Here is a 12,369-nt window from a genome sequence, read left to right on the forward strand (position 1 = left end):
GCGCATGTGCGCGCGTGGAACATCGCTGGTTAGTTGGATATTTAATTGTTCGTAATCATGCACTTAGTAATCCGTGGAACATCCTATCTCGTTGTTCCACGATCAATGCATGGCACTGGCTCTGTTCCGTCATTGGTGCGTCACGACGATCATATCTATTTGGTTATAAAGGCTTTTCGTGGCTTTTGCTTGCACCGCTCCCTGATGGCGCTCCTTGCACCCCGCTCCCGTTGCGTACGCGCACAGTACCCATCTGTTACTCTTGGAGTAGGCCATGAGTAATACCCATGTTGTCCGACCGCGAACACGCGAGCGCGTCCTGCTTGCTCTACAACTCGCAGCACTCGACATCCCACGCTTGTCGTTGATGCTCCAGGTTCACAGAAACACCCTCGAGCGCGAGCTGGACGAACTGGCCTCGCAGGGACTTGTGAAGCGCTTGGGCGCAATCAGGACCCAGCCTCGCCGGCGTCATGCCGGCCGTCGGCCGTATGCCTGGACGTTGGTGGAGCAGGGGCTTGCACGACGGTAATATCATGGTATTACGCTGTTACTCACCAATCTGGACTTTGCCATGAGCAAGAGCGCCGTCATTCCTTCCGCCGATTTCTCGGTCAACCTGGTCTCGGGCCGCGTCAAGCAGGTCAAGCTGGCGCATCGTCGTAACGACTCGCTGAGTTGGGTGGATCCCGCCACGATCAAAACGATTCCCGGCTTCAATGCGCGCGTGCGCACACCCGACTACGAGGCCTACACCGACGCGCTGGCCAGCGACATGCTGGAAAATGGCTACAGGATCTCGAAGCCGGTCACCGCGTTCGTCGCTGACGAGGGTGGCGAGGACGTGATCTACGTCGTCGGCGGCCATACGCGTTTGGAAGCGGTTCGGCGCGCCATCGACCGCGGCGCGGACATCGCCGAAATTCCGGTCCTCTTCCTGCCCAAGACCACCAGTGTCGATGACCTGACGGTCGACCTGATCAAGGACAACGAGGGGCGCCCGCTCTCGACCTACGAGAAGGCGCTGGTGATCAAGCGCCTGGTCAATGCTGGCCACGGCGAGACCGAGATCGCCAAGAGGCTCGGCATGACTGCGACTCAGGTGAGCAACCTCGAGGTCCTGGCTGGCGCGCCGAAGTCCATGGTCAACCACATCATCGCGGATGAAGTGTCCGCGTCGATGGTCATCGAGCTGCTGAAGACCCACGGCTCGAAGGCACCCGAGGTGCTGGAAGAAGCCCTGCAAAAGGCAAAGAACTCCGGCAAGACCAGGGCCAAGCCTGCGGATGCCACGACGCCGGAGAAGCTCTACCTCAAAGCCGTCCGCAAGCAGGTGCCGCGATTGATGGCGGTGGCGACGACTGTCCGATCGGACCCGGGATACGCTTCACTCAGTGGTGAAACCAGGGAGCAGATCGAGGCCCTGTTCGTTGAACTCGAATCCATCAAACAGAGCGCATCCTGAATCATGCCAAGAACCGTCAAGCGAACATCCATCACGGTCGGCAAGACGCTGGCCTCATTCTTCTCGACCGGGCGCGTTCGAGCGCCGAGCGCGTCCGGCCGAATCGAGCGCATGGTGCAGCGCTACGTCTGGATTGCTGATGATCTTGCATCGCGCTTGCCGAGCATGTTTTCGCCAGACGAATGGCGCGTGATATTGCAGACGCTCGAAGGCATCGACCTTGCCGCCAAGGAGCGACGTGACGATCTTGCAGCAGCGCTGCGAGAACGCGCCCGACCGGCGCGCAGCGGTGCGCGTATTGACATGGGATCGCCCGGCTGCGACTTGACCGCGCTTAGTTCGCGCGTCGATGTCATGCGCCAAGCCGAGCAGCTCGCATTGCTGGACATGGCTGAGCGCTTGCTTGCTGACCACGGTGCATCGCCGACGGACGAGGCGCTCCGCGGCTGGCTGGCTCAACAGGGAAACTGACGTGCGGATCGCAAGGGTTGGCGCGTGATGGCGCATTCCATTCTTCGACAGAACGACCAGCGCAAACGGCTCTTGGCCGTGCGCGTCATCGCAGGGCTGGTGATGGCTACCGGCTTCATGGGCTTCATTACGCTACTGACCCTCGGCGCTCCCGGTGCTCACTTCATTCCTGCCGTGATCCTGATGCTGGTGGCCGGTGCGGCGTTGACCGTGCTGCGGCATACCGACCGCGCCGCCGCCGGCGCGCGTGGTGAGGCGATTGCGTTGCGCACCGCGTTGCAGCTGCCGTCCGATTTCACGGTCTTCAACAATGTCCTGGTGCCGGGCAGGGCAGGCGGCCGTCCTCGCGAACTGGATCTTGTTGCCGTCGGCCCGCATTGCGTCTTTGTTCTCGAGGTCAAGCATTACAAAGGCGAGATCATGGGGTCGCGCGATGCGCCGCAGTGGAAGCTCCGCAAGGTCGGCCGCGGCGGCACGGTGTACTACTCGACGGTCTCGAACCCACTGCGTCAGGTCGCCAGCGCGTCGGCTGCCCTCGCGTCCTACCTGAAGTCGCACGGTGTCCGATCCTGGGTGCAGGGCGCGGTGTGCTTCACGCGTAGCTATCCACCACCGCCGATCGCGCCCGGCGCAGACTCCATTCTGGTCACGGCCCCGGAAACGCTGCGCGGACTCCTTGAAAACTGGAAACCGGCACGCGCTGGCCACGACGCCAATGCCGCCGCTGACGCACTGCGGCCCCTGATGGCCCCGGCATGGGTCAATCAGGCTTTACGTTCTCGCCCAGAACTTCGCTGAGAATGGATTTCATCGATGAGTCAATATAGAAAGCTTCCCTCCGCCAACGGTTACCTGGCAGGGCTCGATTGTAACGATGCTTTGTTTGCAGCTGCGGTCAACCTCGTTGCCGATCGTCAGCATAGCGATGCCCTGACTGTTCCTTCGGAGCAGTGGGATTATTTCATGCGCGCCGCTGTGTTTCGTGCCGGGGCTTTCTCTGAACTTGTCTTTTACCTTGGCAACGCCAGGTGCCGCGTGAACACGCAGGGTCGAACCGTCGACTGGCGTGATGGCGATGTTGGACGCTACACCGCCGCAGCGCGCGGCCTATGCACATGCGAGGACCACAACCTGCTGTTCCGCGGGCTGCTTGCGTATCGAGACGCCTTGCGCCGCAATCGCAAGCTCGGTGACCTGATGGAACGGGCGTCGTCTTCGTGGGTCGCCTTGGCTGATCGCACAGGCCATCCGTACGCGGATCTTGCACGGAGGCCACGTTTTCGCATCGTCTGCATCCTTGAATGTCTTGCCGAGTGGTCTTTGCAGCCTGGTATCTGTGAGGACACCGGTGGCTCTGACGGCAGAATGCGTTACTACTCACATCTTGGCCCTGATTTTGTTGAGCAGAGCAAGGACGCTTTTCAAGCCAATGACCTCGTGTTGCACCATCTGTTCCAACCCGGCCATGTAAACGCTTCGAGGTATTCGATTCACAAGGCCGCCTCCGAGGAAGGGGAGTTCGCACTGTCGTATATTCTTGAGCATGGTGTGCTTCTGGATTCAGAGCTGAAACCTATCCATCGTGGACACGACGCCAGCGCCATGTTCCGCTGGGTTCCGAATGATGACGGCACACAGCAAATCCTTGATTGCTATTGCGCCGACTCCAACGGCGTCATGGGCGAGTTGCTTTTCACGCGTCGTAACGCCTGGTTCCTATCGAGCGATCCACAGCTTCTGTATTGCCTCCCTGATCGCAACGGCGGGATTGCTTTTGCGCAACGTGTTCAGCCGATCAGCCATCGCGAAGCTTCCGTTTCCAACGCGGCAGAGCGGCGCCTTGCTGAGCTTGGGATACCGCTGCCGCACAAAGTGCTGGACGCACCTGCCGTTGAGTCGTTCTCGAGCGTACTTCTATCAGTTGATGCAGATGGCGAGCAATTGGTTGGCGCCGTCGCCACATGGGTGGATGGTGAAGGTATTGATCTACTTCCGTCCGATTGCCCGCACTGGCGCACTGATGATGGCGCTACGGTCATCAGAACCAGCAAAGGTCTTGCTCGTTTGACCAATCTCGATCCGTCATGCGATCCGACAGTCGTCGCCCAGGAACTTCGGAAACGCGGTGTGCGCGTCGTTCCTGCGACCGCACTGGACGACCCACAGGTGCCGCTGACCGGAGAGCGTGCAGCGAAGATAAGCAACAAAGTCGAAGTGTTGAAGCGTTTTTTGCCTCAATCGATGCCCGTGTCCATGCTTGATTTGCCTGAAGCCGAATTGTGCTTCGCTGATGGCTCTGCACTACGCCTCGCCATGTTGCCTGACGGCACGGATTCATTCTGGAGTATTGGCGTGGCCTTGGATGTTGGTGGCGAGCGCGTTGAACTTCCTGACCTCGTTGAATCACTTGTTTCTGATCACGCCTTCATGGAAATGATGCGCTCCGACCATGGTGATCTCCCTTGGAGCGTTGCGCTTGCCGATGGCCGGCGCATTCAGATGCCCATGCGCGCCTTCGCGGAGTTGCTTCGTCCTGTCATTGAATGGGTGGAAAGCCTTTCTGCCCGCAGACACCCGCGCATGACGCGCGTGCAGGCCGCGGTTCTCGCGGAGTCTTTGGGTTTGCATAGTGCGCCATCGTTGGACAGCATGCGCAGTGCTCTGCGCGCGGTTATGGATGCCGCGTTGCGTCCGCTCGAGGCCGCGCCGCCTGGGTTCACGGGTGAACTTCGCCACTACCAGCAGATCGGCGTGCACTGGCTGAATAGCCTCGCCAGCGGCGGGTTTGGCGGTGTCCTAGCTGACGACATGGGCCTCGGGAAAACGGTACAGGTGATCGCGCACATTGCATCACAGCGCTGGACCGACCCCGATGCACCGCCATGCCTGATCGTTGCGCCGAAGACGGTCCTGTTGAACTGGAAGCCGGAGTTCGAGCGCTTCGCACCTGGTTTGAAGGTGTTGCTGCTCGATGGCTTTTCGCGCGATTCGCTGTTCGAGCAGATCCCCGCGCATGATGTCGTGCTGACGCATTACGCGCTTCTGCCCCGTGATCGAGAGTTCCTGCGGAAACATCGGTTCTCGCTTGTGGTGCTCGATGAAGCACAGATGGTGAAGAACCCCGCGACGCTTGCCGCCGAGACGCTGCGCAACCTTGATGCGAGCCGGTTCTTGCCTGTCACTGGCACACCGCTCGAGAACCACATGAGTGAGCTCTGGACGCACCTGAGTCTGGCTGTGCCATCCCTGATGCCTGAACTCAAGCAGTTCAGATCCATCTATGAATTGCCCATCACGCGCGGCGCAGACCCTGAGAGGCTCGCCAATCTGAAGCGCATGATCGCACCGTTCATTCTGCGCCGAACAAAGGATCAGGTAGCCACCGAGCTTCCGCCGAAGACCGAGATCGTTGAGTGGGTCGAATTACCTGGCTCCACGCGCCGCCTGTACGAAGTGATGCGTGCGGCGCAGCGGGCAAGCGCTCTGGAAGCCGTTCGCAACATGACCACTGGCCAGGCACAGGTGTTCATCCTGACCGCGTTGATGCGCCTGCGGCAAGTCTGTTGTGATGCGCGCCTTTGCGCCGCGGCCATGCCGCCCGGCCACTCCTTGCCGAGCGAAACGCCGAAGCTTGATGCGCTGATCTTGCTGCTGCGAAAGGCCATCGAGGACGGGCGCAAGATCCTTGTGTTCTCTTCTTTCGCGGAAATGGTGCATCTGATCGCCGACCGCCTCTCGCGCGAACGCATACGCCACGCCTCAATGACCGGTCAAACCACTGACCGCGCTTCTGTGCTCAAGTCGTTCCGCTTCGGTGCTGCGGACGTGCTGGTGATGACGACGCAGACGGGTGGGGTAGGGCTGAACTTGACGGAAGCGGACACGGTGATTCACTACGACCCATGGTGGAACCCAGCCCGTGAGGCACAAGCAACTGATCGCGTGCATCGCATCGGCCAGGATAAGCCTGTGTTCGTGCACAAGCTGGTGTGCTCGCAAACGATCGAGGATCGCATCCTGGTCGCGCAGCAAGCCAAGTCGCAACTGGCACACTCGCTTCTTGATGAAGGCGCCACCATTGCCGACGAGCGCAAGTTGACTGACCTGATTGACCTGCTGGGCGCCAGCGAATCGCCTGACACTGAGGACGTTGCCGCATGAGCCAATTCGTCTGCCGTTTTTGGTCGCTGCCCGGCGCGCCCGGGAAGGGCAGGGTGCACGTTCATGGACTTCCAACTGATGGCACAACGCACGGCTAGATTCAAGATCATGGCGTAGTGGCTTCCTCTCTCTAATCACTTTTCGTCGAGGCCCTTATGAAGCTTTCCCCAGCGTTACCGCCAACGGGCGATGTTCTGATTTATGAATACGGCGCCCGCGTCGATGGCGACTGTTTGCCTGCTGTTGGCGATCAGATCGCGAAGGCGCGACGTCTCTATAACGATCTCGTTGCGGTGATTCGAGGGATCGTTGACGAGATGCGCGGTTTTGTTCTGAAGCATGCTGGCTCCGAAGCATTGGCACTACAGGCACGCATTGACGGGTTGAGCGAAGCCTTCGATGCGGCGCGTGCCGCGAACGACGAAGACCGCATGAAGCAGATCGCTGGAGAGCGTCGCGCGTTGTGGGCTGAGTTGGGCGAACAGGTTAAAGCTGTACGCAAGGCGCATCGCGCCGAGATTCAGGAGCTGTTTCTGAGCCGCATCGGAAAGAAGTCCACATGCGACACCTACCAGATGCGCTGCAAGGCGGTGGGCGACGGCCTTGGATGGGCAACGGCGAATCAAGTGCTGGATGCTGCGCTACAGGCGTTCAAGACGTCATTTCAGCGAGGCCAGGCACCGCGCTTTGCGCGTGGTGAAGAGAAGATCCAGGACACCCTGACGCTGCAATTCACGGCAGCAGGTGGTGTACCGGTGGCGGCGCTGTTGAGTGGCGATCATTCGGAATTGAGCATGGTTTCGAGTTGCGGCCGTCGGAAGTACGGGAGTTTTTCATTCAGGCTCGGCTCGGCGTCGGCTGATACCTATGCGAACGGGACGTGGCAATACCACCGCCCGTTACCGGATGGCGCTACGGTCGGGCTGGCGCGTTTGGTGCGCCGGAGCGTGGGCAAGGACTTCAAGTGGGCACTGCAGTTGATGGTGAAGCGACCTGCGACTGAGCCTGCGATGATGGAGGGGCGCAAACCCTTAGTAGCCGTTCACTTTGGCTGGGCGGGCGACGCAAGTGGTCGGCGTGTGGCCGGGATCACCGATGGCGCGGACCCAGGTGTCGCACGCGTACTGCAACTGCCGGTCGAGGTAGAGGATGGAATCAGGCGCGCAGCTGAATTTCAGTCAGCGCGCGATGAGGCACGCGATGTGATCATGACCACGATCAAGAACATCGCATGGGGCGATGCGGTGGCCTGCCTCGGTGAATCTTCGCAATTCATGCATGGATCCGAGCCGTGGCTTCGCGCTCGCCTGAGCGAGGAACTGAGCACGATCCGGCGCCTACCGGCACAGCACGTGGCGCCGCGTCGCCTGCACCGCCTGTGCGGTCTGCTGCGCGCCACCAACCAGATGCATGACGAACTGGAGGCTTGGCGCAAGCAGGATCGTCTGGCGTGGCAGGCATCGGCGCACATGGCGCGGCGCGCTCGCAATTTGCGCAAGGATTTCTACAGGCGCGTGGCGATTGATCTGGCGCGCCGGTACAGCGCAATCGTTCTGGAGCCGCTCGATCTGGCAGCGGCTGCGCTCAAGGTCAACGAGATCACGGGGGAGAAGACCGAGTTTGCGAAGAAGGCCAGATCGGGGCGCGTCGTTGCAGCGATCTACGAACTGGAGTCATCGATTCGTTGGGCTGCAGCGAAGAGCGGCACGGCGCTACTGGATCTGTCCGGTGCGGAGACGGCAGCCCGTTGCGGGATCTGCGGTGGCGCGTCGCAATCCGACGAATCCAACAGCCAAGTGCTCCACTGCGTCGAGTGTGGCGCGGAGTTGGATCGCAAGAAGAACGGTGCGGCGATAGCGTGGCAGTTCGCGCACGAAAACCTTGATGAAGCGGTCACTGACTTCTGGGCTGCGGTGATCGCGCAGCGCTGCGAGCACGCGGAGAAGACCCGCGAGAAGAAAGCCAAGATGGCTGAAGGACGCAGGCTTGCGCGAACCCTGTCCGCCGGCGTAAGTGCCGTAGGTTCGCGCAATGTTTAACACATTGATCAGCTTTGAAAAACAGATCGGTGTTGGCGCGCACGTCTCGCCCCGAGCATTGCTTGGCTTTGGGTTCGCGGATTCCATGTCCACGAACGAGCGTAGACAACCACTTAACGTGGTAGAGTTTCATCGGCCATCGCGGCGGCCTCGTAGCTGCGACTCAGTGCAGCTTTCATTTAATTTCTCCCGCGCTTGTTTCATCGGCCATCGCGGCGGCCTCGTAGCTGCGACCATGTCGCGATGATCGTAGGTTGCACGAGCGCCGAGTTTCATCGGCCATCGCGGCGGCCTCGTAGCTGCGACCGAGCAGGCCGTGCGCGCGAGGCTGGCGCAAGAGTTGTTTCATCGGCCATCGCGGCGGCCTCGTAGCTGCGACCGGTTGGCTGGCGGCGCAAGCGTGATCGAACGTGTCGGTTTCATCGGCCATCGCGGCGGCCTCGTAGCTGCGACTCGGTTGCGGACATGGGTTCGGTGTCGCTGAAGGGTTTCATCGGCCATCGCGGCGGCCTCGTAGCTGCGACCTTCCAGCCTCTTCGCTGCCTGCCGGAGGCTTTCGAGTTTCATCGGCCATCGCGGCGGCCTCGTAGCTGCGACCCAGAGATGATTATATTGCGACGGCGGCCAGATGCGTTTCATCGGCCATCGCGGCGGCCTCGTAGCTGCGACATTATGTTGTTCGGATTATATTGCGGCAATTGGAGGTTTCATCGGCCATCGCGGCGGCCTCGTAGCTGCGACATTAGTCCATGCCGTGTGCGTGCGCGGGTGATTGGTTTCATCGGCCATTGCAGCGGCCTCGTAGCTGCGACTGAAAATCCGGTGCCGCTTGCGCAGCTCCTTGGGAGTTTCATCGGCCATTGCAGCGGCCTCGTAATTGCGACGTTATAGTTCGAGTTATATTTTGCAGTGAGTTTTGGTCTCAACGCACCGACGTGAGCAGCCGTCACGCCCACGTGATATCCTCCCAATGCGCTGTAGCGCCGGTATCCCCGACCGATTCCGGGTGACATCTACAGGGCGCCACGCGCCGTGTCGTTTCATCCCGGCGCACGCCATGCGTCTCTTTTGCCGTTGTGCGGCCGTTTGCGCATGCGCTCGCCCTTAGAGAGCCCATCCGCAAGCGGTGCTGCGCGTCTTACTGCGGCCTACTCCCGAATCCAGGCGCCTTCCGCCTGCATCGCCACCCGGAGCGATTCCGGGATTTCAGGAGCACATCATGGATACTTTGTCTTTCCCGGCATCGTCAGCCCGGAACCTCCCGATCGCACGCCGGCTGGCTCGCCTGGACGCTGCGATGCGCAAACCCAGTCTCCGACCACGAGCCGCGGTCAACGCTCGCGTCCGGTTCTTCGTCGAGACGATCCGCTGCGGCGTCCGGTCCGATTGTGAACTGAACTCTCTCGGTGGTTTGGTCGAGTCGCACGGTGCGGACACCCTGCTGAGTGAGCGGAGCTACAACATCGTCTTTGAGGATGGCGACATCAGCAACTTGGTCGTGCGAGAGATCGTTCGCATGGCCGACCAAGACCCTTCATTCGAGGCATCCTTGATCGCCACTGGCCATCAGGCATCCCTCGCATACTGGCGTGTGCGCCGGCTCGAGGAGGCGACTGCATGAAGACCACACGCGAGGTGCGCTGCCCGTCATGTGGCAGCCGGCTCATCGCTCACGTTCAAGGCTACCAAGTGATGTCCCTGGTATCCGAGTGGGTGGTCGACGACAACGAGGATGGCGAGCTTGTGCCAAAGTCGTTCGTTGACCTTGGCGTGCCCGACTTCGAGGCCGACTTTGGCGATTCCTGCTTTTGCTGCATGACGTGCAAAGCGGAGTTTGCGTGCGCTGATGAGCTTCGTGTCACGCTGGACATTCGTGTCCCGACGTTCGAGATCGCCGATGTGCTCAGCATTCGCGAAGCGGCCCGTTTGGCGCTCTGCGCATGGCGTACACGCGACTTCCGCGTGCACGAACTGATGGACCAGCTGGCCAAGGCAATCGGCGACCTGGGCGACGACGAAAAGCCGCTCACCGGTTTCGAGTGGCCGGACGCCAAGCTGCAGTCGTTCGATGTCACTTACAGCGATCCAGAAACGCCGGATCTGTTCGAGGTGTTCTGCTGTCGAGCCGAGTCCGAAGAGCACGCGCGTGAGCAAGCACTCAATGCTTACCCGAACGCCGTCGTTCGCTTCCTCACGCCGGTCCGAGAATCCCGCATTGATCTGCGGTCTTCGCGGTAAGCCAGCTGCCGCAGCCGATGAGCCGGTAACGTAAAGCTAAAGCACACATCAACCTTCAACGCCACCCTTACCCGGGCGGCGTTTTTTTTCAGCCCAATCCCGGCAGTCATTCGGCTGGTACGCGAACAGCACTGCGTGCCCACGGCCGCAAGCGTGCACACCGGCCTCAGATGTCGCTGGTTTCTCGATCTGGAACCGGCACGTTCCGCAGCACGTTGGCGGTCGCGGTACGTCCATGCCGCGCTGTGTTCTCGCGCACCACGGGCAGGTTTCGACACGGCTCGGTGAGCTCGCGGCAAGGTACACTGGACCGCACTGATTGCACTGGCAGATCTTGGCCCATTCCGGTGGTCGTTCACCTGATTGAATCAGTCCATTGGCGCGTTTCTTGAACAGCCATGCGATCCTATCTTGATAGGGCATAGCAGCGATCCTTGCCTGTTGCTCTGGCGTCCATCGATCAATGATCGCATCGTCAATTCCTGCTGTGACCAAGCAGCGCCTCAGCTCCTGTTTGCCTGCATGATCGATCATTTGCCTAGCTTTCTCCATGGCTTGCACAAGTCTCTCGCAATGCTATCTTCATCTATGCCAATGACTTGCCATGAGACCTTATGCGATCGGCGTTTTCTGTCAATGACCGCGTGTTGTGGTTCAGCCACGCAAACGTAGCGACCAAGACCAAGAGGCAGCCATGAGCAAGCACTTCCGGATTCACGTTCGCCATGCGGGAACGGCTGACCACGGATGGAGCGAGGAGTACACCAAGGACGTCGTGGACCACGAGTCATGGGCGCGCGAAACGATCAGGAACTTCAACGCAGGGCTGCGCCCAGGCGAGTGCGCGCGCGAACTCCTGCGTGTCGAACTCATCAACAGCACGGCGCGCCCCATCGCGCATGCTTGGTCCAAGCAGAATCTCGTGACCGTGGATCACCATCGTCTGCCGTTCGATCGCATGCAATGCACGCAATGCGGAATTACCGGCAAGCGCTACGGCCTTGGCGTGGGTGGCATCACCCGCGACAGCGCATTCCGGGCGAAGGTCTATGCGCGGTGCGACACCACGCAGGAGCACGTGGAGAAACGCCGTGCGAAGGCCGCATCCGGCCATGGAGAGGGCTGACATGGCCGCCGATGGCATGCTCGCCACGAATGACGGCCAACGCAAGACGCTTGGCCAGTGGATGACGCCGGCATGGGCGGCCGAGGAGCTGATCGCGCGTTACTTCAGCGACCTCTCCGCCTCCGATCATGTGCTCGAGCCCAGCTGCGGCGATGGCGCCTTCCTGTGCGCCGTACCCGATAGCGTGCCGGTCACCGGCGTAGAGATCGATCCTGTCCTTGCCCATCGCGCTGCGGTGCGCAGCGGGCGTGAAGTCCTCGTTGGCGACTTTCTCGAGATCCCGCTGTCATGTTCGCCAACACTGATTTTGGGCAACCCGCCGTTCCAACAGGAGATCGTCCGAGCATTTCTGCGTCGCGCTTGGTCGCTTCTGTCCGTCGACGGCCGCTGTGCCTTCATCCTGCCGGCTTACGTGTTCCAGACGGCCTCGGTCGTAGACGCGCTCGCGGAACAGTGGTCGATCCAGCAGGAGATGATCCCGCGCAACCTGTTCGGGCGCATCAAGCTGCCCCTGTGCTTCGCGCGATTCACGAAAAGCGGTCAGCGCGGGACGCTGGTCGGCTTCGCCCTGTACGGTGAAGCGAACGCCGTTACCTGCCTGAAGCGCCGCTACCGTGCTCTGCTCGCCGGCGGGGAGCGCTCCGTGTGGGCGGCGGTGACCCGTGCCGCCCTTGAGTCTCTTGGTGGTCACGCCGCGCTTGGTGCGATCTATGCCGAGATCGGGGGCGCTCGCCCGACGCCGAACGATTACTGGCGCGAGAAAGTGCGCCAGACCCTGCAGCGCATTGCTTGCCGCGTCGCGCCTGGCGTATGTGACAGGAACATCGAAAAGTGATATTTGATACAGCGCTACGTGATACGTACAAGGA

Annotated in this window: 9 protein-coding genes and 1 CRISPR repeat array; all 9 genes read left to right on the forward strand. The window is 60.8% G+C overall.

Annotation, left to right across the window (positions count from 1 at the left end):
- The first annotated feature begins 574 nt into the window (after window positions 1–574).
- The gene (locus tag Mschef_RS15635) at window positions 575–1,465 is read left to right on the forward strand and encodes a ParB/RepB/Spo0J family partition protein (RefSeq protein WP_081130160.1); all 891 of its coding nucleotides are present in this window, start codon (window positions 575–577) and stop codon (window positions 1,463–1,465) included.
- A gap of 3 nt (window positions 1,466–1,468) precedes the next feature.
- Window positions 1,469–1,936: a hypothetical protein gene (locus Mschef_RS15640; protein WP_136256447.1), complete on the forward strand. Its 468-nt coding sequence runs from the start codon at window positions 1,469–1,471 to the stop codon at window positions 1,934–1,936.
- A gap of 27 nt (window positions 1,937–1,963) precedes the next feature.
- Entirely contained in the window at window positions 1,964–2,734 is a 771-nt protein-coding gene (locus Mschef_RS15645) for a nuclease-related domain-containing protein (protein WP_081130162.1), read from the forward strand.
- 15 nt (window positions 2,735–2,749) lie between these two features.
- Window positions 2,750–6,097: a DEAD/DEAH box helicase gene (locus tag Mschef_RS15650; protein ID WP_081130163.1), complete on the forward strand. Its 3,348-nt coding sequence runs from the start codon at window positions 2,750–2,752 to the stop codon at window positions 6,095–6,097.
- Window positions 6,098–6,252: 155 nt separating this feature from the next.
- Window positions 6,253–8,136 carry a hypothetical protein gene (locus Mschef_RS15655; RefSeq protein WP_081130164.1) on the forward strand — a complete coding sequence of 628 codons (1,884 nt, stop codon included), beginning with the start codon at window positions 6,253–6,255 and terminating at the stop codon, window positions 8,134–8,136.
- 126 nt (window positions 8,137–8,262) lie between these two features.
- Window positions 8,263–9,020: direct repeats of the CRISPR family, unit length 37 nt; unit sequence GTTTCATCGGCCATCGCGGCGGCCTCGTAGCTGCGAC.
- A 335-nt stretch (window positions 9,021–9,355) separates the two neighbouring features.
- Window positions 9,356–9,757, forward strand: a complete 402-nt coding sequence (locus tag Mschef_RS15660) for a hypothetical protein (protein ID WP_081130165.1) — start codon at window positions 9,356–9,358, stop codon at window positions 9,755–9,757.
- Entirely contained in the window at window positions 9,754–10,374 is a 621-nt protein-coding gene (locus tag Mschef_RS15665; protein WP_136256446.1) for a hypothetical protein, read from the forward strand. Before Mschef_RS15660 ends, Mschef_RS15665 begins: the two co-directional genes overlap by 4 nt.
- A gap of 694 nt (window positions 10,375–11,068) precedes the next feature.
- Window positions 11,069–11,500 carry a hypothetical protein gene (locus Mschef_RS15670; RefSeq protein ID WP_081130167.1) on the forward strand — a complete coding sequence of 144 codons (432 nt, stop codon included), beginning with the start codon at window positions 11,069–11,071 and terminating at the stop codon, window positions 11,498–11,500.
- A gap of 1 nt (window position 11,501) precedes the next feature.
- Complete coding sequence (locus tag Mschef_RS15675; RefSeq protein WP_242426572.1) at window positions 11,502–12,335, forward strand: class I SAM-dependent methyltransferase; 834 nt, start codon at window positions 11,502–11,504, stop codon at window positions 12,333–12,335.
- The last annotated feature ends 34 nt before the right edge of the window (window positions 12,336–12,369 follow it).

The organism is Metallibacterium scheffleri (genome assembly GCF_002077135.1).
GTDB lineage: Bacteria > Pseudomonadota > Gammaproteobacteria > Xanthomonadales > Rhodanobacteraceae > Metallibacterium > Metallibacterium scheffleri.

Excerpts from the sequence above, each read along its gene's own strand:
- Mschef_RS15640 (WP_136256447.1), top strand. The coding sequence starts at position 1,469 with ATGCCAAGAACCGTCAAGCGAACATCCATCACGGTCGGCAAGACGCTG.
- Mschef_RS15655 (WP_081130164.1), top strand. The coding sequence starts at position 6,253 with ATGAAGCTTTCCCCAGCGTTACCGCCAACGGGCGATGTTCTGATTTAT.
- Mschef_RS15665 (WP_136256446.1), top strand. The coding sequence starts at position 9,754 with ATGAAGACCACACGCGAGGTGCGCTGCCCGTCATGTGGCAGCCGGCTC.
- Mschef_RS15635 (WP_081130160.1), top strand. The coding sequence starts at position 575 with ATGAGCAAGAGCGCCGTCATTCCTTCCGCCGATTTCTCGGTCAACCTG.
- Mschef_RS15645 (WP_081130162.1), top strand. The coding sequence starts at position 1,964 with ATGGCGCATTCCATTCTTCGACAGAACGACCAGCGCAAACGGCTCTTG.
- Mschef_RS15670 (WP_081130167.1), top strand. The coding sequence starts at position 11,069 with ATGAGCAAGCACTTCCGGATTCACGTTCGCCATGCGGGAACGGCTGAC.
- Mschef_RS15660 (WP_081130165.1), top strand. The coding sequence starts at position 9,356 with ATGGATACTTTGTCTTTCCCGGCATCGTCAGCCCGGAACCTCCCGATC.
- Mschef_RS15675 (WP_242426572.1), top strand. The coding sequence starts at position 11,502 with ATGGCCGCCGATGGCATGCTCGCCACGAATGACGGCCAACGCAAGACG.
- Mschef_RS15650 (WP_081130163.1), top strand. The coding sequence starts at position 2,750 with ATGAGTCAATATAGAAAGCTTCCCTCCGCCAACGGTTACCTGGCAGGG.